The 19,693-nt window shown below is 71.9% G+C and carries 24 protein-coding genes; 12 read left to right on the forward strand and 12 right to left on the reverse strand.

Annotated features, from left to right (window positions below):
- Positions 1–112 precede the first annotated feature (112 nt).
- Positions 113–1,249, forward strand: a complete 1,137-nt coding sequence (locus tag ODJ79_RS02750; RefSeq protein WP_263021683.1) for a glycoside hydrolase family 5 protein — start codon at positions 113–115, stop codon at positions 1,247–1,249.
- Between the two features lie 52 nt (positions 1,250–1,301).
- Complete coding sequence (locus ODJ79_RS02755; RefSeq protein WP_263021684.1) at positions 1,302–1,703, forward strand: SRPBCC family protein; 402 nt, start codon at positions 1,302–1,304, stop codon at positions 1,701–1,703.
- Between the two features lie 11 nt (positions 1,704–1,714).
- Here ODJ79_RS02755 and ODJ79_RS02760 read toward each other — a convergent pair whose 3' ends face one another.
- Together ODJ79_RS02760 and ODJ79_RS02765 are read right to left on the reverse strand one after the other, a co-directional pair.
- A complete protein-coding gene (locus ODJ79_RS02760; protein ID WP_263021685.1) occupies positions 1,715–2,599 on the reverse strand; it encodes a DUF1345 domain-containing protein in 885 nt (294 codons plus the stop codon).
- A 34-nt stretch (positions 2,600–2,633) separates the two neighbouring features.
- On the reverse strand, positions 2,634–3,884 hold the full coding sequence (locus tag ODJ79_RS02765) for an erythromycin esterase family protein (RefSeq protein ID WP_263021686.1): 1,251 nt from the start codon (positions 3,882–3,884) through the stop codon (positions 2,634–2,636).
- Positions 3,885–3,987: 103 nt separating this feature from the next.
- Between ODJ79_RS02765 and ODJ79_RS02770 the strand changes: the two genes are divergently transcribed.
- Positions 3,988–4,479 carry an Arc family DNA-binding protein gene (locus ODJ79_RS02770; RefSeq protein WP_263021687.1) on the forward strand — a complete coding sequence of 164 codons (492 nt, stop codon included), beginning with the start codon at positions 3,988–3,990 and terminating at the stop codon, positions 4,477–4,479.
- Between the two features lie 40 nt (positions 4,480–4,519).
- Positions 4,520–5,311 carry a DUF4097 family beta strand repeat-containing protein gene (locus tag ODJ79_RS02775; RefSeq protein ID WP_263021688.1) on the forward strand — a complete coding sequence of 264 codons (792 nt, stop codon included), beginning with the start codon at positions 4,520–4,522 and terminating at the stop codon, positions 5,309–5,311.
- On the opposite strand, the gene ODJ79_RS02780 is transcribed toward ODJ79_RS02775, so the two are convergent.
- Positions 5,292–5,819 carry an AAA family ATPase gene (locus ODJ79_RS02780; protein WP_263021689.1) on the reverse strand — a complete coding sequence of 176 codons (528 nt, stop codon included), beginning with the start codon at positions 5,817–5,819 and terminating at the stop codon, positions 5,292–5,294. The genes ODJ79_RS02775 and ODJ79_RS02780 overlap by 20 nt on opposite strands.
- 56 nt (positions 5,820–5,875) lie before the next feature.
- The gene (locus tag ODJ79_RS02785) at positions 5,876–6,382 is read right to left on the reverse strand and encodes a hypothetical protein (protein ID WP_263021690.1); all 507 of its coding nucleotides are present in this window, start codon (positions 6,380–6,382) and stop codon (positions 5,876–5,878) included.
- A gap of 219 nt (positions 6,383–6,601) precedes the next feature.
- Here ODJ79_RS02785 and ODJ79_RS02790 point away from each other — a divergent pair, with 219 nt between their 5' ends.
- The gene (locus tag ODJ79_RS02790) at positions 6,602–6,805 is read left to right on the forward strand and encodes a hypothetical protein (protein WP_263021691.1); all 204 of its coding nucleotides are present in this window, start codon (positions 6,602–6,604) and stop codon (positions 6,803–6,805) included.
- 22 nt (positions 6,806–6,827) lie between these two features.
- On the opposite strand, the gene ODJ79_RS02795 is transcribed toward ODJ79_RS02790, so the two are convergent.
- Complete coding sequence (locus tag ODJ79_RS02795; protein WP_263021692.1) at positions 6,828–7,433, reverse strand: MOSC domain-containing protein; 606 nt, start codon at positions 7,431–7,433, stop codon at positions 6,828–6,830.
- Positions 7,434–7,505: 72 nt separating this feature from the next.
- Positions 7,506–8,060, reverse strand: coding sequence for a histidine phosphatase family protein (locus ODJ79_RS02800; protein WP_263021693.1), 555 nt, complete (start codon positions 8,058–8,060; stop codon positions 7,506–7,508).
- 99 nt (positions 8,061–8,159) lie between these two features.
- Between ODJ79_RS02800 and ODJ79_RS02805 the strand changes: the two genes are divergently transcribed.
- The 3 genes from ODJ79_RS02805 (at position 8,160) to ODJ79_RS02815 (ending at position 10,408) form a co-directional block, all read left to right on the forward strand.
- Positions 8,160–9,062: an aminoglycoside phosphotransferase family protein gene (locus ODJ79_RS02805; protein ID WP_263021694.1), complete on the forward strand. Its 903-nt coding sequence runs from the start codon at positions 8,160–8,162 to the stop codon at positions 9,060–9,062.
- An 81-nt stretch (positions 9,063–9,143) separates the two neighbouring features.
- Positions 9,144–10,034, forward strand: coding sequence for an NAD-dependent epimerase/dehydratase family protein (locus tag ODJ79_RS02810; RefSeq protein WP_263021695.1), 891 nt, complete (start codon positions 9,144–9,146; stop codon positions 10,032–10,034).
- Positions 10,035–10,120: 86 nt separating this feature from the next.
- Positions 10,121–10,408 carry a hypothetical protein gene (locus ODJ79_RS02815; protein ID WP_263021696.1) on the forward strand — a complete coding sequence of 96 codons (288 nt, stop codon included), beginning with the start codon at positions 10,121–10,123 and terminating at the stop codon, positions 10,406–10,408.
- On the opposite strand, the gene ODJ79_RS47095 is transcribed toward ODJ79_RS02815, so the two are convergent.
- The 3 genes from ODJ79_RS47095 to ODJ79_RS02830 are packed head-to-tail and all read right to left on the reverse strand — an operon-like array spanning position 10,391 to position 12,601.
- Positions 10,391–10,714, reverse strand: a complete 324-nt coding sequence (locus tag ODJ79_RS47095; RefSeq protein ID WP_411267250.1) for a cold-shock protein — start codon at positions 10,712–10,714, stop codon at positions 10,391–10,393. The two genes, ODJ79_RS02815 and ODJ79_RS47095, sit on opposite strands and share 18 nt — an antisense overlap.
- Before the next feature lie 32 nt (positions 10,715–10,746).
- The gene (locus tag ODJ79_RS46970) at positions 10,747–11,187 is read right to left on the reverse strand and encodes a MarR family winged helix-turn-helix transcriptional regulator (RefSeq protein ID WP_317620628.1); all 441 of its coding nucleotides are present in this window, start codon (positions 11,185–11,187) and stop codon (positions 10,747–10,749) included.
- Entirely contained in the window at positions 11,159–12,601 is a 1,443-nt protein-coding gene (locus ODJ79_RS02830) for an MFS transporter (protein ID WP_263021697.1), read from the reverse strand. The genes ODJ79_RS46970 and ODJ79_RS02830 overlap by 29 nt, the downstream gene beginning before the upstream one ends.
- A gap of 170 nt (positions 12,602–12,771) precedes the next feature.
- On the opposite strand from ODJ79_RS02830, the gene ODJ79_RS02835 reads away from it, so the two are divergent.
- The 3 genes from ODJ79_RS02835 to ODJ79_RS02845 are packed head-to-tail and all read left to right on the forward strand — an operon-like array spanning position 12,772 to position 14,425.
- The gene (locus ODJ79_RS02835) at positions 12,772–13,197 is read left to right on the forward strand and encodes an Rrf2 family transcriptional regulator (RefSeq protein WP_263021698.1); all 426 of its coding nucleotides are present in this window, start codon (positions 12,772–12,774) and stop codon (positions 13,195–13,197) included.
- The gene (locus ODJ79_RS02840; protein WP_263021699.1) at positions 13,194–13,778 is read left to right on the forward strand and encodes an NIPSNAP family protein; all 585 of its coding nucleotides are present in this window, start codon (positions 13,194–13,196) and stop codon (positions 13,776–13,778) included. The genes ODJ79_RS02835 and ODJ79_RS02840 overlap by 4 nt, the downstream gene beginning before the upstream one ends.
- The gene (locus ODJ79_RS02845; protein WP_263021700.1) at positions 13,775–14,425 is read left to right on the forward strand and encodes a uridine kinase; all 651 of its coding nucleotides are present in this window, start codon (positions 13,775–13,777) and stop codon (positions 14,423–14,425) included. Before ODJ79_RS02840 ends, ODJ79_RS02845 begins: the two co-directional genes overlap by 4 nt.
- A gap of 4 nt (positions 14,426–14,429) precedes the next feature.
- On the opposite strand, the gene ODJ79_RS02850 is transcribed toward ODJ79_RS02845, so the two are convergent.
- Positions 14,430–15,317 carry a PP2C family protein-serine/threonine phosphatase gene (locus ODJ79_RS02850; RefSeq protein WP_263021701.1) on the reverse strand — a complete coding sequence of 296 codons (888 nt, stop codon included), beginning with the start codon at positions 15,315–15,317 and terminating at the stop codon, positions 14,430–14,432.
- Positions 15,318–15,465: 148 nt separating this feature from the next.
- A complete protein-coding gene (locus ODJ79_RS02855) occupies positions 15,466–15,780 on the reverse strand; it encodes a type II toxin-antitoxin system PemK/MazF family toxin (RefSeq protein WP_263021702.1) in 315 nt (104 codons plus the stop codon).
- Positions 15,781–15,955: 175 nt separating this feature from the next.
- Here ODJ79_RS02855 and gndA point away from each other — a divergent pair, with 175 nt between their 5' ends.
- Positions 15,956–17,395: an NADP-dependent phosphogluconate dehydrogenase gene (gndA, locus tag ODJ79_RS02860; protein ID WP_263021703.1), complete on the forward strand. Its 1,440-nt coding sequence runs from the start codon at positions 15,956–15,958 to the stop codon at positions 17,393–17,395.
- On the opposite strand, the gene ODJ79_RS02865 is transcribed toward gndA, so the two are convergent.
- Positions 17,392–19,686, reverse strand: a complete 2,295-nt coding sequence (locus tag ODJ79_RS02865) for a putative bifunctional diguanylate cyclase/phosphodiesterase (RefSeq protein WP_263021704.1) — start codon at positions 19,684–19,686, stop codon at positions 17,392–17,394. The genes gndA and ODJ79_RS02865 overlap by 4 nt on opposite strands.
- Between the last annotated feature and the right edge of the window lie 7 nt (positions 19,687–19,693).

A 19,693-nucleotide genomic window follows, 5' to 3' on the forward strand; every position in this document is an offset into this window, starting at 1 on the left:
CGCGACTCCTGACAACCTCCGAACACATCCCGAACCGGGCCTGGACCATGGCTCGCCAGGGTGGCCGTCGGGGCAACACCTGCCCCGACGGCCGACCGGGGAGGGCGAGTCGATGCGACGCAGATGGACCGTGCTGGTGGCGGTGGCGGCGATGGTGACGACCGCCGGGTGCGGGCCGCTCGCCCGGCACCCGGTCGCCGCGGCCGGGTCGGCCGGTCCGACGGGCTCCACCGGATCGACGGGTTCCACCGGCCCCACCGCCTCCACCGGCCCCACGGGCTCGACCGGATCGGCGCCCCCGCCGACCGGTGCGCCGGGGCGGCTGTCGGTGTCCGGGTCGAGGATCCTTCAGCCCGGCGGGCAACCGATCGTGCTGCGCGGCTACAACTGGGGGCAGTGGGGCACGGCGCAGCCGCAGGACGCCGCCGACAACGCCGCCCAGGGCGCCAACTCCGTCCGCCTGCCGCTGCGCTGGTGGGGCGACTGGAAGAACAATGTGGACAGCCGGGACGACGCGGCACCCGGGCACATCGACCCGGCCCACCTCGCGCAGCTGGACAGGACCGTCGGCTGGGCCACCGGTCGTCACCTGTGGGTGATCCTCTTCGTGGATTCCAACAACGGCCAGGGCGCCGGCGACGCCCAGGACAACTTCTGGACCGACCCGGCGATGCGGCAGAAGTTCGTCGAGGTGTGGCAGTTCCTGGTCGCGCGGTACGCGCACACCCCGTACATCGGCGCCTTCGAGATCCTGCCGGAACCGCAAGCGCCCGGCGTCAGCGACGCGCAGGTCCGCCAGTTCTACGACGCGATCATCCCGGTGCTGCGCCGGATCGACCCGCGCACGCCGTTCGTCGTCGGGCCGAACCACAGCTACGACCTGAGGCGGCTGACCGCGGCGCACACCACGGTCGACCGGAACGTCATCTACACCGGCGACTACTTCATCTTCGACCAGCCGCTGGCCCGGCTCCCCGACATCACCCGCTTCGAGCAGCAGTTCGACGCGCCGGTCTACATCAACCAGGTGGGCATCCCCAGCGGCAAACCGGACAGCGAGGCGAAGGCCCGGACCGTGCTGGCCGCCCTGAACTCCGCCGGGGTCGGCTGGTCGTGGTGGACCTATCGGATCGACGGCAGCAACCCCGGCGAACACGGCATCTACTACACCGACCCGCACGACCGGAACGCCTGGATCGTCAAGCCGGAGTGGCTCGCCCTGGTCGGCAGCTACCTGAAGCCCTCCTAGGCCGATAGGCTGCCCGCCGACCTACCGCCGCTCGAAGAGGGATGTGTCACCGATGGCCACAGTCAGCGTCGAGGCGTTCATCGAGGCTCCGGCGCGCCAGGTGTGGGACGCGGTCGCCGACGTCGGTGCGGTACACCGGCGGCTGTTGCCGGGACGGGTGGCCGCCGCCCGGGTCGAGGGGGACGTCCGCATCCTGACCATGCCGGACGGCACCCAGGTACGCGAACTCATTCTGGCCGTCGACCACGACATCCGCCGGATGGCGTACACGGTGACCGACGGGCAACGACTGCCGCTGACCTATCACCACGCGGCGTTTCAGGTGTTCGAGGACGGCGATCGCAGTCGCCTCGTCTGGCTGACCGACGTTCTCCCGCACGCCATGGCCGATGTGGTGCGGGGCCGCGTCGAGCGGGGGATCCAAGAGATCAAGGAGATCCTGGAGCGGAAATGAGCACCCTGCACCTAGGCCAGGATGTTCACCGCGCGGGCGATCACCAGCGCCACCGTCGCGAGCGACACGCACGACTGGGTCAGCATGAGCAGCTTGGCCCAGCGGGTCATCGGCACCGTGTCGGTCGGGCTGAACGCGGTGGCGTTGGTGAACGACAGGTACAGGTAGTCGACGAAGGTCGGCTCCCAGTCCAGGTGAATGTCGTCGGACATGGCCATCTGGGTGAACTGGAAGTCCGGGTAGCGCTTGGTGGCGTTGGCCCGGGCGGCGGGACCGCCGCGGTCGAACTCCCAGTACCACAGCGCGAAGACGATCACGTTGGTCAGCCACACCGCGCCCCCGATGACCAGCAGCGGGCCGGCGCGCTCGCCCTCCTTGCCGTGCACCAGATTGAGGACCAGGCGCGCCGCGGAGTAGACGTTGGCCAGCGTGGCCAGGCCGACCAGGATCAGACTGAGCGGGCGCACCCACCGGTGCCTGGTGGAGATCCGCCGCGGGTTGGCCACGATGAGCAGGGCCAGGATCGCGGCCTCCAGCACCGGCAGCAGCCACTGTGGCTTGATCGCCAGCCGGCTGGGCACGCTGAGCTGCAGCCCGATGGCCACCATCACCGCGATCGCGACCGGCCAGCGGGGCTCACCGGCGGTGGGCCGCAGCCATGCGGGCGTGCAGACGTCCACCGCGTGGTCGAAGCGGCGGTGCCCGGTGGAGACGGCCTCCCGCAGGTGGCCGGCCATCCGGTGCTCGACCTCGTTGAGGTGCTCGGCGAGGTGATGGTGCAGCAGGTGCTCCATCGCCTGGACGAGATGACGGTGCTGGGCGTCGACCGGCGTTCCGTCGTCCGGCGGGGGCGGCGGAGCCGTCTGTTTAGTGAGGACGGGCTCCTTGTCGTTCACCGATCCATTGTCCCGCTGCCGCGCCACCGAGAAATCAGACGCCGCTCGGATAGGTCTCCGGCTCCCGGGTGTCGATGTGCATCGGATGCAGCGGCCTCAGGGCCCGCGTCCGGTCCACCCACAGGAACGCGTCGTAGCGGTCGCCCAGCGCCGACGGCACGTAGTTCGCCCAGTGGTCGCGCTCCGGCCGATAGACCACCCCGATGGCCCGGTGCGGCACCGCGTCGACCAGCAGGTCGGGCCGGTCGCCCAGCGGCGGGAACACGAACATCGCCGCCGGCGGCGCGACCGCGTGCAGCACGTCCTCGATCGAGCCGGGCCGCCCGGCCGGCACACCCATGACCTCCATCGGCGCGCCCCAGGAGCGGCCGGCGACCACCGTGCCCCGATGCGATCCCAGGCCGACGAGTACGACGTTGTCCGCGCCGAACCGCTCGCGGGCCAGCTCCCCCAGCGTCACCTCGCCGTGCAGGGACTGTTCGGTGGCCCGCCCGTCGCCCACGTGCGTGTTGTGCGCCCACACGACGGCCCGCGCGCCCGGCCCGTAGTGGTCGAACAGCCGGCCGAGTGTCGCGTCCATGTGCCGGTCGCGGACGTTCCAGGAGCGGGCGCCGCCCTGCATCATCGCCCGGTAGTAGTGCTCGGCGCCGGCCACCACCTCGGCGTTCTGCCACACCTCGAAGTCGGCGCCGCGGAGCTCGACGAGCATGCGTACCACCTGGTCCTCGCAGCTGTGCGGGACGAACCTGGTCGCGTACGCGTAGGCGCTGGGGTCTTCGTGGTAGGGCTCGAGGCAGTGGTACGCCCGCAGCGCCACCGGCACCAGCTCCGGATCGTGCGCACGCAGCCAGACCAGGATCTCCCGCAGCGACTCCCACAGCGAGTACACGTCGAGCCCGTGGAAGCCGACGGCCGCCCGGTGCCGGGCATTGTGGCCGCGCAGCCACTCGGCGAAGTCGACCAGTTCCTCGTTGGCCCACATCCAGGTCGGCCAGCGGTCGTACGCGAGCAGCGCCTCCCGCGGCGCCGGCCCGCCGCGCACCGCCGCGTCGACCCGCGCGCAGTCCGGCCAGTCGCCCTCGACCGCGACGAACGAGAAGGCGCGCTCCTCGATCAGCCGGGCGGTCAGCTCGGCCCGCCACGCGTAGAACTCGTGCGTGCCGTGGCTGGCCTCGCCGATCAGCACCACCCGCGCGTCGCCCACCCGGTCGATCAGCACGTTCAGGTCGCCCGGGTCCCGCAGCGGACGCGCGACCGCCGCCACCTCGTCCCCGTACCGGTGCATGACCTGCGAATACCCCGCCGTCCCCCGGGCATACGTCCGACCTCGTATCGCGCTGAGCCAGGGCGACTTGCTGTTGGCATCATATTGGTGCCATAGTGGTGCCATGGACCTGACGTCGTACGTGAACAACCTCGGCCGCGAGTTCGCCACCCTCGCCGAGGCGGGCGGTCCGGAGGCGCGTGCGCTGGTCGAGCGCCTGACCGGGTCCCTCGAATCGGCGATCCGGATGACGTTGCTGGATGCGTTGTCGGCGGCGGCCGACGAGATCACGCAGGATCTGGCGCCGGGGTCGGTGGCGGTGCGGCTGCGCGGGCGGGACCCGGATTTCGTGGTCAGCCTGCCGGCCGCGGAGGCACCGGAGCCCGCCGCCGAGGGTGAGCTGCAGGTCGCCGAGGACGGGCCGGCGGCGCGGATCAACGTACGCATGCCGGAGCATCTGAAGGCCGCGATCGAGGAGGCCGCCGCCCGGGAGGGCCGGTCGGTCAACGCCTGGCTGGTCCGGGCGGCCGCGGCCGGACTGCGGCAGCCGGCCGCGAGCACCGAGCCGCGCGGCGGCCGGCGGGCGCGGCAGGGCTTCACCGGCTGGGTCCGCTGAGCAGCGGAACGACCCGACGAGTCACTACGAGGGGATCATCGTGCCTACTTTCGACACGCCGGAATCCGTCACCGTCACGCTCGAGGTCGGAGTCGCGGAAGTGCGGATAACCGCGGGCGAGCGCGCCGACACCGTCGTCGACGTCCGGCCCGGCGACGACACCGACGAGTCCGATGTGCAGGCCGCCCGGCAGGTGCGGGTCGAGCTCGCGCACGGCGAACTGCGGATCATCGGGCCGAGGCGGACGTTCGACTTCTCCCGCAAGACCCGGGCGGTCGACGTGACCATCGAGCTGCCGGCCGGCTCAATGGTGAGCGCCGACATCGCCGCCGGGGACATCCGGGCCACCGGCCGGCTCGGGCAGTGCCGGCTCAGGACCGGCGCCGGGCACATCACCGCCGACGAGATCGACGGCAACGCGGACGTGTCGACCGGCAGCGGCCGGATCGAGCTCGGCGGCGTCGCCGGCACCGTGGCGATCAAGAACTCCAACGGCGCCACCACGGTCTCGTCGGCCGGCGGTGACCTGCGGGTCCGCAACGCCAACGGTGACATCACCGTCGGGCGGGCCGGCGCCGGAGTCGACGCGAAGACCTCCAACGGCACCATCCGGATCGGTGCGGTGGTCCGCGGCTCGGTCGTGCTGGTGACCCCCGCGGGCGATCTGGACGTCGGCATCGCCGAGGGCACCGCCGCGTGGCTGGAGGTGAAGACGGGCTTCGGACACGTACGCAATCTGCTCGAAAATGCCACCGGACCGGAGGAGGCGGCCGAGACCGTCGAGGTCCGCGCCCGCACGTCCTACGGCGACATCACGATCCGCCGCGCGTGACGATCGGTCGCGTCAGCGCCCGGCGGACGGTCGCGGCCAGGGCGGCCGTGTCGACCGTCCGCGCGGTGTCGACCTCCACCAGCGGTCCCACCCCGAGCGGCGGGACGTCGCTCCCCCAGAGCTCCTCCTCGGTGCGCAGGTCGTCCAGGTGCCGCCCGTCCCGGACCCGGCGCCGATAGCGCTCGCGGGCGACCGCCACGTCGACCTTGCACCGGACCTCGACGAAGGGACCGCCAAGGGCCTGCACCAACGGCAGGGCGTACGGATACCAGGTGCTGTCGACGACGGCGGCCGGACATCCTTTCGCGACCCGCAGAACGGCGTGCACCGCCGCCGCACCCAGGCGACGTGACTGTTCGACGGTCGCGGGGGCGCCCAGGGAGTCCATCAGCGCCTCCTTGACCTCGTCCTTGGCGAGGTACGGGAGCCGGAGGCCGGACGCCAGGGCACGAGCGATCGTGGTCTTTCCGGACGCGGGCCAACCGCCCACGAGCACGTATCCGGTCATGGCACGGTGGTGCCCGATCGCGGCCGGCCCGACACCGGGCGGCGCGTGGCGACCGGTCAGGCCAGGGCCGCGCAAACATCGGTGGAGTTGCCGTCCCGGTGGTAGCTCGTGGTCACTCCGGACGGGGTGAGGGTGAACTGCACGTGGCCGGTGGTGTACGCCAGCTGCGGAACGCCGGAGTAGCTGTTCGCCACCGTGGTGAACAGCAGGAACGGGCCGGTGTAGTCCGCGCTGACCGAGTTGTCCGGGTAGACCGTGGTCGTCCCGGGCCCGCTGATGTTGTAGTGAAGGGTCTTGCCCGAGCTCACGTTGGTCACCGTCGCGGTCGCGTTTCCGGTGAAGTGGAACAGGGTGGAGCCATCGGGCCCGGCGGTCTTGGTCGTCTTTTCGTGGCTGACATAGTCGAGGCGGACGTCGAACGGGCAGTAGCCGCCGGTACCCGCGGTTCCGGTACCGGTGAGCGGGATGGTCCCGCTGTCGTACGGCGGCGGGGCGGCCCCGGCCGGTCCGGCCACGCCGACCAGCCCCACGACGACAAGAACGAACGACAAGATCCGTTTCACGGCCAACTCCTCGGACGGCGACAAACCCGCCTGCGAGGATACGGTCCATTTCGGGCATTTCCGCCGTCGCCGGGTCGGCGCGTCCGGGTCGGTATCCTCGCAGTCGTGACGTCCGGGCAGAGCCCGGCGCCCGCACGACCCCGCGACGAAAGGGCGACCTGGGGCCGCGCCGGCGCCGCTGTCCGACTCACCCTGAGGTATCGAGAGGGGGTGAGCCGCATGACCGGAACCCTCCTGAAGCCGGGCGACGAGATCGACGTCGTCGTCACCTCGGCCAAGCCGTTCGGGCTCTTCGTCGAGTCCGATGCCGGTGTGCCAGGCCTCGTCCGCGGCGGCAGTGCCGCGGTCGGCGCGACGCTGCGCGTACGCGTCGTCGAGTTCGACGCCGCCGCTGCGCGATTCAGCGCCACGCTGATCGGCTGACAGCGGGGCCCGGCCGGCGCTGTCAGAGGCCGGCCGGGCCCTCCGGCGTCCCGGCGGGGAGCAGCCGCACGGTGTCGCCCGTTCCGATCGTCGCGCCGACGATCACCCGGGCGTTGAGGCCGCGCAGTCGCAGTCGTTTCCCCTCCTCGGTCCAGACGGCCTGGTGGGCATCGCGGCCGAACCGGGCGGCGAACTTGGCACAGCCGGTGTGCGGCTGGTCGGTCACCTCGATGACAGCCCGGTCGCCGATCGCCAGCCGGGATCCGGCCGGCAGGGCGTCGACGCTCAGGTCGAGATCGATGTAGAGCTGGTCCCCGGCGAGCGCCCAGGCATCATGATCGGAACCGGCGATCAGTTCGATGAAACGGGCGTTGATCACGTTCAGCTGCATGTCGGGGTGCGGTGACCGGTCGGCCGTTCGCGAGCTGGGCCGTCGGCTCCAGCTGTCGCCGATCAGCCCCGCGTCGGCGTCCAGCTCGGCCCGGGACAGCACCTCACGGGCATCGACGGCCGGCCGGCGTACGGCCAGTGCCAGGGTGCCGACGCCCCGGGGAGATCGCCGCACGAGGTGCAGCCCTTCCGCGATCTCAGCCGCAGACCGATGACGTACGGTGATCGAGTCGTCCATGGCCCGACTGTCCCCGACGCCCACGCACGCGTCCAAGCGGTTTCTCGCACCACGAGACGGGCGCAGGACCGGCTACAGGTGTCCCGTGTCGTTGAAGCTGATCAGCGCCGGGGGTCGGCCGGTTTCCCACTGCACGGTGCTGATCGCGCAGTTGTCCAGGTCGAGGCCGATCCACCGCCAGTGCGGGGCGTCCAGCACGTGGCGGACGAACCAGCCGATGACGAAGTTGTGCGTGATCAGCAGTTCGTTCCGGTCGTCGTCGCCGACAACGCCGAAGTGCGCGACGGCCGCCCGCAACGCGGTCGCGTCCTCGTCGCGTTCGGCGGCCGGCACGTCGTCCAGCCAGCGAAGCCACCGATCCGGGTACGCGTCGCGGTGGTCCGGAGAGGGCACCGGCGTTCGGTCCGCGACGAAGTCGCAGTCGTGTCGCGGCACCCGGGGCAGATGGCCGGCGACGATCTCGGCGGTCTGGGCGGCCCTGGTCAGCGGGCTGTGATGAATCGTCGAGACGGGCACCGTCCGCAGTCGCCGGCCCAGCCGATCGGCCTGCTCACGGCCGAGTGGCGAGAGCCACCCGTCGGCCTCCTGTTCGCCGTGGCGGACGAGGTACAGCCGGGTGCGAGCCATCGTGGCCACCTTCCGTGTCGTTGCCCGGCAGGATAGATCGCCGACGCACCGGGCAAATCCGGTGGCGCGGCCCGCCGGACCCGCATTACGGTGCCGATCGTGCCGCTGCATGAGGACGAGGTCCGGGTCACCGTCGAGCAGGTGCGCGACCTGCTGGCGGAGCAGTGCCCGCAATGGTCCGAGCTCCCCGTCACCGCCCTGCCGGCGGAGCTGGAAGGCACCGACCACGCCCTTTTCCGGGTCGGTGACGCCCTGGTCGCCCGCATGCCCAAGATCGCCTGGGCGGTGGACCGAGCCGGCTCCGACGCGCGGTGGCTCCCCGTGCTCGCGTCGCACCTTCCGGCGCGAGTCCCCGTTCCGCTCCACGTCGGCGAGCCGGGCGCGGGCTACCCGTGGCGGTGGACTGTGGTGCCCTGGTTCGCGGGCCACACGCCCGCGCGGCTGGGCTGCGATGACGTACCGCTGTCTCACCAGCTGGCCGCCTTCGTCCGCGCGCTGCACCGCATCGATCCGGGCGGCGGCCCGTCGAAGCCGCCGGGCGCCCGCGGCGCCGCCCTGATCCACGCCGACGAGGGCGTACGACAGGTGTTGCCGCGCCTCGCCCAGCATGACGACGGGTTCGATGTCGCGGCCGCCGAGGCCGCCTGGAACACCTGCCTGGCCGCCCCCGACTGGGACCGGGACCCGGTATGGATCCACGGCGACCTGCAGCCCGGCAATCTGATCACCAACGGGAACGGCCTGGCCGCGGTCATCGACTTCGGCGCGCCCGGCGTCGGCGATCCCGCCCCGGACGTCGCTCCCGCGCTGTGGACCTTCACCGGCGCGGCTCGCGACGCCTACCGCGACGCCGTCGGCTACGACGACGCGACCTGGCGCCGCGCCTGCGGCTGGGCGCTGGCCCCTTCGCTGACCGGCATCGACTACTACCGGCACACCTTCCCGCGGATGGCCGAGCACGGCCGCCGCATGGTCCGCGCGGTGATCGCCGAGTTGGCCTGAGTGCCGCCACCGGTGCGATCGCCCTGCTCACGAACCTGCGGGCTGCCGGGGTTCCACCGCCGCCTGTGGAAAGGATGACTCGTGCACGAGAGCGTGGTCGCGGAGCCACCGGCCCGGATCGTCGCGGTCACGGGCAGCTCGGGCCGGGTCGGCGACGCCGTCGCGGGAGCACTCGAGGCCGCCGGTTGGCAGGTTCGCGGCGTCGACCGTGCACCGGGCCGGCGGACCGGCATCGTCGGTGACCTCCGGGACGCGTACGTGCGCCGCGCCCTGCTCCGGACGGCCGACGTCGTGGTCCACGCGGCGGCCCTGCATGCTCCCCACGTCGGGATCGTCGACGACGCGGAGTTCCGGGCGGTCAACGTCGACGCCACCGCGGCCCTCCTCGACGATGCGGAAGCGGCCGGCGTGCGGCGTTTCGTCTACATCAGCAGCACCAGCGTGTACGGGAGTGCTCTGGTACCGACCGATCGCGCGGTCTGGGTCGACGAGGAACTGCCGCCGCAGCCACGTGACATCTACGACGAGACGAAACTGGCCGCCGAGCGGCTCGTCGCGTCCAGCCCGATCACCTCCGCCGCGCTGCGCATCGCCCGGTGCTTCCCCGAGCCCTTGCCCGTGCTGGCCACTCGGCTGCTGCACCGGGCCGTCCGCCTCGCCGACGTCGCGACCGCAACGGCGACCGTGGTGGCGCACGACGCCGTGGCCGGCACCTTCAACATCGCCGGGCGGTATCCGTTCCGCAAAGCCGACTGCGTCGCCCTGCACCATGGCGCGGCAAGCGTGATCGCCGAACGTGCTCCCGAGGTCGCGGCGGCATTCCGCGCCCGGGGCTGGGCACTGCCGGAGCGGATCGACCGGGTCTACGACTCCGGCGCCGCCACGAACGCTTTCGGCTACCACCCCACATCCGGCGTTCTCCGGCTGCTGCGCACCCGCCAGGACGGTAAGCCTTCCCATCCGGCGCAATAGCGAGGCGGCCCGCATGGACGGGCTGACGAGCGAGGCAAGCACCGGCCTCTCGACGGCGTGCACTCGAGGATGCCATGCTTCGCCGCGTGTTGATCAACGACGAGCAGCTACGGGCGAGCCGCTCACACCCTTCCTACCGCGCCGGTGTGTGGGCCCTTCGCGCGATGGTCGTGATCCTTGTCCTCTACATCGTCTGCGAGCTTGCGCATGTCCCGGGGGACGGTTGGCTCCTGCTGGCGTACTTCGTGGCGATGACCGCCGGATTCGTGCTGCTTGACCGTGCCGGGGTTCGGATCTCCGGGTTCTCGGCGGGAGTCTGGAGCCGCCGCAAGATGGTCTACCGCGACGTGTTCGCGCTAGGCCGGCGCGTCTGACGACGGGGGCGGATCGACCGTGAGAGTCAGCCGGCTGTGGTATCCGCCGGAGCGGTCGTCGTGGGTCGGTGGAGGATCCGGCGGCTCGGCGTTGCCCGACCAGACCTGCACCGCCCGATAGGCGTATCCGTCCTGGTCCGCCGCTTCGGCGCGGAAGCGGACCGGCTGCCCCGGCCGGAGCTCTCGAAATCCCGCCGTGGCGATGGCCGAGAAGTGCACCCAACAGCCGCCCGGCACGTCCGGGCCGTCGATGACTCCCCAGCCTTCGTCGGCGTCGAAGGCACGCACCGAACCAACGCTCGTCATCCGCTCAGTGTCCATGACACCCCCGCCGACGGTCAGGCCGCGGTGAGCCGGGCCAGGATTGCGCCGAGCTGGGTCAGCTCGGCTCGGGTCAGCTCGGCCAGGGCGGCCGGCGGCGTCTGGATGATCTGCGTCGCGGTCACGGCCGCGGCGTGGCCCTTCGGGGTGAGCGCGATCAGCTTGCGCCGGCGGTCGGCGGGATCGGTGGTCCGCTCGGCCAGGCCGTCGGTCTCCAACTGGTCGATGATCGCGGTCGCATAGGGACGGTCGATCCCGTGCGCCTCGGCGATCTCCCCGGCGGTCAGCGGGCCGGCCGCCAGCTGCACCAGCACCATGATCTTCTTTCGGCCCTTGCCCAGCCCCTCGCCGAGCTGGGCGCGTAGCTGGTGCCGGGGCGAGTGACGATCGACGAACTCCCGCATCTGTGCCCAGACCTCGGCGGGGGTCTCAGGCGGCCGCGACGCGACGCTCGGCATCGTGCACCTCCGCCTCCAGCAGATGGCCGGTGCGGGCCGCGGTGCGCTCCGCCGCTCGTCCCGTGGAGAGCAGGCCCAGCAGTGCGATCACCACGCCGCAGCCGACGATCAGCGCCCAGACCGCGTGGCTGTCGGCGGTGAACTGCGCGCCGGACGCGCCGGCGACCAGGGAACCGCCGACCGCCACGCCCAGCGAGATGCCGACCTGGCGGCTGGTGGACGCGGTGGCCGAGGCCACCCCGGCGCGGGCCCGCGGCATGCCGGAGGTTGCCGTATTCGTGATCGGTGCATTGACCAGGCCGAAACCCATGCCGATGAGGGTATACGCGACCAACAGCTGGGCGTGGGAGGTGGTCGGCGCGAGCCGGATGAGCAGCGCCGCACCGGCCGCGGTGAAGGTCCCGGCGAGGACCAGTGGCAGCCGAGCGCCCCGGGCCGCGACCAGCCGGCCCGATACCGGGGCGAACACGGCCGCCATCACGGCCATCGGCAACGTGAGCAGCCCGGCCATGACCGGCGAATAGCCCAGCACATTCTGCAGGTAGAGGGTGTTGACGAAGAGGAACGAGCCGAGCGTGGCGAACGCGGCCACCGCGGTCAGCGTCGCGGCGGTGAACGGCACCGAGCTGAAGAACCTGAAGTCGATCAGGGGCTCGCGGCGGCGCGGTTCGGCGACCGCGAGCCCGGCCGCGGCGGCCGCCGCGGCGCCGAACAGCACCAGCGTGCCGGGCGCGAGCCAGCCGGTCCGCGGCGCGTCGATGATGGCGTAGGTCAGCGTCCCGAGCAGGAGCAGGACCAGGACCTGCCCGATCGGGTCGACGGCGCGGGCGACCGCGGCCCGCGACTCCGGGACGAACAGCCGGGTCAGGACGAGCGCGGCCACGCCGATCGGCACGTTGACCCAGAAGATCGAGCGCCAGCCGACCCGGTCGACCAGCGTCCCGCCGAGGATCGGGCCGAGGGCCATGCTCACCCCGACGACGCCGCCCCAGATCCCGATCGCGCGAGCGCGCTGTCTCGGGTCGCTGAAGGTGTTGACGACGATCGCCATGGCGACCGGGTTGAGCATCGAGCCGCCGGCGGCCTGCAGGACCCGGAACGCGATCAGCCAGCCGAGGGTCGGCGCCAGGCCGCAGAGCAGCGAGCCGAGCGTGAACAGCGCCAGCCCGGCCTGGAAGATCCGCCGGCGACCGAGCCGGTCGCCGAGCGAGCCGGACAGCATCAGCAGCGAGGCCAGCACCAGCGTGTAGCTGTCGATCGTCCACTGCAGGCCGCTGAACGACGCGCCCAGGCTGGACCGGATCGCGGGCAGCGCGATGTTGACGATCGTGACGTCGAGGCTGACCAGCAGGATGCTCAGGCAGCAGATGACCAGGATCAGTCCGGGTCTGCTCCCGCGATTAGTTATGTTCACCCAACTATTGTAACCACATAACTAATGACCGGCGGCGTCGTGCACGAGCAGTGCCACCTGCACCCGGTTGGTCAGCTGCACGGCGGCGCGAGGCGAGGTCCTTGAACCAGGGAGCCATGATGTAACAGGTCTTGTTGCTTTTAAGGGAGAGGTGGTGAAGACTGTCGGGCGTGGCGGCCAACAGCAGAGTGACGATCGCCGCTCACGCCTTGGCGTGGCTCGAGCTGGCGCGGCGGCAGGGGCGGGCGGTGCTCGGCTCCGACGAGGTGGCGGCCAGCGTCAACACGAACCCGGTCGTCGTCCGGCGCAGCCTCGGCGACCTGCAGCGGGCCGGCCTGGTGACCGCTCGCCGCGGGCGCGGCGCGGGCTTCTCCCTCGGGCGGCCGGCGACCGAGATCACGCTGCTGGACGTCTGGCTCGCCGTCTCGCCGGAGCCGCTGCTGGCGCTGCACCACTCCGAGCCGAACCTGCAGTGCCCGGTCGGGCGGGGGATCCGTCCCGTCCTGACCGATCTGTACGAGGATGCCACCGAGGCGTTCCGGGCGGCGCTGGCGCGGCGGAGCATCCACGACGTACTGGAAAGGATTCTGGCGTGATCGTCGAGCTACGCCGCTACACCCTGCGCGAGGGGCGACGCGATGAGCTGATCGACCTGTTCGACCGCGAGTTCGTCGAGACGCAGGAGGAGCTGGGGATGGCGGTGCTGGGCCAGTTTCGCGATCTCGACCGGCCCGGCCAGTTCGTGTGGCTGCGCGGCTTCCCCGACATGCCGGCGCGCCGGGCCGGCCTGACCGCCTTCTACGGCGGCCCGGTGTGGGCGCAGCACGGGCCGGCGGCGAACGCGACGATGGTCGACTCGGACAATGTGCTGCTGCTCCGCGAGATCGTCACGGTTCCGGTGTACGAGCGCGGCAGCGCCGATCCGGCATCGATGCTGTACGCGACGATCTGGTACGGGGCCGGCCCGTTCCCCGATCCCGCCGGATGCCCACCGGACACCGTGGCCGTGCTGGGCACCGAGTACGCACCGAACGACTTCCCCCGGCTCCCGGTCCGCGAGGGTGAGCACGCGCTCGTGTGGCTCACCCGGTCGCCCCTGCACGCCGACCTCCCCGAGCAGGTCACCAGGGCCGAACAGCTCCGCCTCTCCCCCACGCGCCGCTCGAGCCTGCATTGACCCGACACGAGGTCCTGAGCTACGTCGCGCGCCGGATTCCCGCGTCCCGGGACGGCGACTGTCTCCGGGTGGCGGTCGACGGACCGGACGGCTCCGGCAAGACCGTCTTCGCTCAGGAGCTGGCCGCGGCGGTCCGGCATCTCGGGCGTCCGGTCGTCCGGGTGTCGCTCGACGACTTCCACCACGTCCGGGCCGTGCGGTACCGGCTGGGCCGCGACTCCCCGGAGGGCTTCTGGCGGGATTCGTACGACTACGAGCGGTTCCGCAGCGACGTTCTGGACCCGTTCGCCGCGGGTGGCTCGCGCCGCTACCGGCCCACCGCGCACGACGTCGCCACCGACGAGGTTCTGCGCCCGCGGCCGCGAACCGCCGCGCCGGGGACAGTTCTCATCGTCGATGGGCTCTTCCTGCAACGGGACGAGATCGGCGCGGGGTGGGACCTGTCGGTGTTCCTGGACGTCCCGTTCGCCGTCACCGCGAGTCGGATGGCACGCCGGGACGGCACGAACCCGGATCCGGAGCATCCGAGCATGCGGCGGTACGTCGAGGCGCAGCGCATCTACTTCGCCGCCTGCTCGCCGCAGCAGCGGGCCGGGGTGCTGATCGACAACCGGGACTTCGACGCCCCCCGGATCGTCCGGGGCTGACGGTTCAGACCGGCCGGCGCAGGTGATGGCGCAGGTCGTGGGTCCAGCCGGTGACCGGGCGGGCGGCCAGGATGCAGGTGTCGTCGTCCGGGTTGGCCTGCCGCAGGCGGGACACGAGCTGGGCGAGGGGCTGCTGCGGGCACGCCCGGACCGCCTCGTCGACCGTGCGGATCGCGTGGGCCAGGCCGTCGTCGGGGCCACGACGCCGGTGCTCGACCAGGCCGTCGGTGTAGAGCAGCAGCAGGTCGCCGATCCGGAACGGCAGCCGGGCGGTGGGGTAGACGGCGTCCTCGAGGACGCCGAGCATCGGGCCGGGCGGGCGGTCCAGCGGCGCCGTGCGGCCGCCGCGGGACAGCAGCGGCGGCGGGTGGCCGGCCTGGGCCCAGACGATCTCCTGGCGGGCCGGGTCGAACCGGGCGACCACCGCGGTGGCCGCCAGCTCCGGAGTCTCCCGTTCCAGCTCGCAGGTGAGCCGGTTGAGCTGTCCGAGCAGGACCCCGGGGTCGTGGGTGGTGACGGCGAGGGCCCGCAACGCGTGCCGCAGCTGGGCCATCGTGGTCGCGGCCGGGATTCCGTGGCCGGCCACGTCGCCGATCGCCAGCAGCACCGAGCCGTCGCGCAGCCGGGTCGCTTGGTACCAGTCGCCGCCGACCAGGCCCTCGGTGCCGGCCGGCAGGTAGCGAACGGCGACCTTGATGCCCGGGAACTCGATCGGGCCGTCCGGCAGCGGCAGGATGATCCGCTGCAGCCGGTCGGCCAGCTCGTGCTCGTCGGCGAGCCGGCGCTCCACCTCGGCCAGCCGGCGGAGGTGACTCTCCCGGTCGGTGACGTCTCGGAGGAAGTCGGGCACGGGACGCAGGCCGCCGGCCACTTCCGCGTATGCCCGAGCCACCGCGCCCTCCCCGTACCCAAAAAAGAATGCGGCCTCCTGCTTACGGCAGTCGCCGCATGAACGTCATCGGCCGTTCATCCGGGCCGGCGCCGACCTGCGGCCCGGGTCGGGTCAGATCACCTCGAACTGTGCACCCGATTTGCCGGAGTCAGAGCTCGAACAGGGAGCGGACCGCCTCGTCCAGCCGGACCATGCTCGACCCGGTGACCATGCCGATCCGCTCGGCGCCGATCGACGCGGGCAGGCGGCGCATCCGGTTGACCACGACGACGCCGGTGATCGGGTCCTGTTCGGTGAGGGCGACCGCGTACGGCGGCAGTTCGGTCGCGCCGCGCTGCCGGACGATCGGCGCGCAGAACGGCGCCGCGTTCTTCCGGTCGTTGTAGCTGTCGCCGGACAGCACGAGGACGCGATAGCGAAGATCCGTGCGGCTGCCGATGGTCCAGATCTCGCCACGCCTCATGTCAGGACGTCCCGCTCGGCATGGACAGCAGCCTACCGCCGGACGATCTTACGCGTCGCGCAGGTCACGGCGCGCCTTTTACTGCCCTTCGGGACGACTCCCATCGAACCAAGATCTGGCCGATCCCGTAGGTAAGAATGAGGGCGTTGCTAGTAGCAAGGGAAGGACGTCAATGATGTCGGAGAAGGCACAGATCGGGGTCACCGGTCTGGCGGTGATGGGGCGCAACCTGGCGCGCAACTTCGCCCGGCACGGCCACACCGTGGCCTTGCACAACCGCTCGTACGGCCGCACCAAGGAGCTGGTCGAGCAGTTCGGGCACGAAGGAAAGTTCATCCCGTCCGAGTCCGCCGAGGATTTCGTCGCGAGCCTGGAGCGCCCCCGCCGGGTCGTGATCATGGTGAAGGCCGGTGGGCCGACCGACGCGGTGATCGACGAGTTCGCGCCGCTGCTCGAGCCCGGCGACATGCTGATCGACGCGGGCAACGCGCACTACCTGGACACCCGGCGCCGCGAGGCCGCGCTGAAGGAGATCGGCATCCACTTCGTGGGCGCGGGCGTCTCCGGCGGCGAGGAGGGCGCGCTGCACGGCCCGAGCATCATGCCGGGCGGCCCGAAGGAGTCGTACGTCGCGCTCGGCCCGCTGCTCGAGGACATCGCCGCGAAGGTGGACGGGGAGCCGTGCTGCGTGCACGTCGGCCCGGACGGCGCCGGCCACTTCGTGAAGATGGTGCACAACGGCATCGAGTACGCCGACATGCAGCTCATCGCCGAGGCGTACGACCTGCTCCGTCAGGTGGGCGGCCACTCGCCGGCGGAGATCGCCGAGATCTTCAAGGGCTGGAACGACGGCCGGCTCGGCTCGTACCTGATCGAGATCACCGCCGAGGTGCTCAAGCAGGTCGACGCCGCGACCGGCAAGCCGTTCGTGGACGTCGTGCTGGACCAGGCCGAGCAGAAGGGCACCGGCCGGTGGACCGTGCAGGCGGCGCTCGACCTCGCCGTGCCGGTCAGCGGCATCGCCGAGTCGGTGTTCGCCCGGGCGCTCTCCGGTGGGGCCGACACCCGCAAGGCGGCGGCCGAGGCGGGCCTGCCCGGTCCGACCGCCACCGCGGCCGAGCACGCCGGTGACCTGCAGGCCGACGTCGAGCAGGCGCTGTTCGCCTCGAAGATCGTCGCGTACGCGCAGGGCTTCCAGCAGATCCAGGCGGCCAGCAAGGAGTACGGCTGGGAGATCGACCCGGGCGCGATGGCCAAGATCTGGCGGGCCGGCTGCATCATCCGGGCCAAGTTCCTGGACTTCATCAAGCAGGCGTACGACAAGCAGCCGGAGCTCGCGACGCTGCTGGTCGACGACTATTTCCTGGACGCGGTCAGCGGCGCACAGGACGCCTGGCGGCGGGTCGTGGCCACCGCGGCGGCGCAGGGCATCCCGGCGCCGGGCTTCGCGTCCGCGCTCGCCTACTACGACGGGCTGCGGGCCAAGCGGCTGCCGGCCGCGCTGATCCAGGGCCAGCGCGACTTCTTCGGCGCACACACGTACCACCGCATCGACAAGCCCGGCTCGTTCCACACCCTCTGGGCGACCGACGACCGTAAAGAGGTCGAGGCCTAGGAGATCGCGGGGACGGGGTCGGCAACCATCAGCCTGCCGGCCTCGTCCGCGGGCAGCGGCTTGGCCAGATAGAAACCCTGACCGAGCCGGTAGCCCATCTCACGCAGGCGCTCCAGCTGGGCCTGGCTCTCGATGCCCTCGGCCACCGCCGACAGCTGCAAGTACTCGGCCAGCTGGCCGACCGCCGCGGCGACCGCCAGGCGGCCGCGGTCGTCGCCGTCGGCGATGCCGTCGACAAACGACTTGTCCAGTTTCAGGACGTCGACCGGGAAGGCCCGCAGCAGCGACAGCGACGACTGGCCGGTGCCGAAGTCGTCGAGCGCCAGCCGGACACCCATCTCGTGCAGCGCGTTCAGCGTCTCGCGCACCTGCCGGCCGTCGGCCACCGACGACTCGGTGATCTCCACGACCAGGTTCTGCGGCAGCAGCCCGGTCTCGCTGAGCACCGCCGCGACCTCGTCGACGAAGCCCGGCTCGCGCAGCTGGCGGACCGCCACGTTCACGTTGATCGTCTTGATCGCGCCGTCGCCGTACTCGGCGTGCCAGCGGGCCAGCTGCTCGCAGGCCTCGCGCAGCACCCACGAGCCGAGCGGCACGATCAGCCCGGACCGCTCGGCGACCGGGATGAACTCGCCGGGCGAGACGAACCCGCGCACCGGGTGGTTCCAGCGGACCAGGGCCTCGGCGCCGTGCAGCCAGCCGGTGACGATGTCGAAGACGGGCTGGTACAGCAGGTACAGCTCGTGCCGGACGAGCGCGTTGTGCAGCTCGCTGGCGAGCCGGGCGTGGTTGACCACGTCGTGGCGCATCCGCGGCTCGAAGCGCACCCAGGCCGCCTTGCCGCCGGCCTTCGCTTCGTACATGGCGATGTCGGCGTTGCGCAGCACCTCGTCGGCGCCGTCGCCCTGCCCGGCGATCGCCACGCCGACGCTGGCGTTCGCGAGCAGCTGGTGCTCGCCGACCCGGAACGGCTCGGCCAGGGCGTGCAGGGTCCGCGCCGCGGCGTCCTCGGCGACCCCGATGTCATCGGCGTCGAGCAGCACGGCGAACTCGTCGCCGCCGAGCCGGGCCGGCAGGTCGCGGGCGGCGCCGCTCTGCCGCAGCCGCTGGGCGACCTGGTAGAGCAGCTGGTCGCCGAAGGCCGGGCCCATCGAGTCGTTGATCATCTTGAAGTCGTCGATGTCGATCAGCAGCACGGTGGCCGGCCGGTGCCCGGCGAGGCGCTCGGCGAGCGCGGTGCCGAACCGGGTGCGGTTGGCGAGCCCGGTCAGCGGGTCGGTCATCGCGAGCCGCTCGAGCTCGGTCTGCTGGGTGCGGATGCCCTGCACGAGGCGGTTGTTCTCGCGCAGGCCGAGCAGCTGGCGGGCCACCGTGCAGACCACGATCAGCACGCCGCCGATGATGACGGCGCGCTCGCGGCCGTCCATCTGCCGAGCGGAGACCACGACGACCAGGCCGGCCGTGGTGGTGACGGCGAGCAGCGGGAGCAGGTCCCACATCGAGCGGCGCTGCTTGACCGCCGCGGTCTCCGGGCGGGCCAGGACCATCCGCTGGCGGTACGCGGCCGCGCAGAACGCGACGGCGACCAGCGGGCCGGCCAGCAGCCTGATCGTCAGGCGGGGGCCGGACGCCGCGGTCAGCAGCATGACGACCACGGCCAACTCGGTGATCGGGGCGATCGCCAGCATCCGCAGCGCGCGCGAGTCGACCGGGCCGCCGCGCGCGGTCACCGCCTTCCCGAGGATCACCAGGGCGAGCAGGCCGGCCACGCCGACCGCGCCGGCCGCGATCCGGGTGGTGTGGTCCGTGCCCGGCGGCGTGAAGCTGAGCACCACATACCAGAAGAACAGGGTCCCGGCCACGACGACGACGGCGCTGTCCAGCAGGATGCGCACCCAGCCGACCGCGGACTTCTCGCCCAGCGGGAGCCGGACGAGCGCGGCCATCCCCCAGAAGATGCCGAGGATGTCCATCCCGGCGGGCAGCAGCGAGATGCCGGACTCGTCGTTGGCCAGCGCGAACGCGACGACGCCGGCCAGGAACAGGATGACCGAGGCATGCGCCATCTGCCGCCAGAACGCGCGGACCGGCCGCGCCACCATGACCGCCGAGCCGATCTGCCCGCAGGTGTAGGCGGCTGCGGCCAGCGCTATCGGCGAGCCGGCCAACCCGATCATCAGACTGCTGTGGCCGCGGAACGGCAGCCAGCAGAGCTCCGCCAGCACCACGGCGACCGCGACGAGCAGCGGCCAGAGCGCCCCGCGCGGTTGAGCCGGGGGCCGAACGGGCACGACGCGA

This window comes from Actinoplanes sp. KI2 (assembly GCF_025630775.1).
Taxonomy (GTDB): Bacteria; Actinomycetota; Actinomycetes; order Mycobacteriales; family Micromonosporaceae; genus Actinoplanes.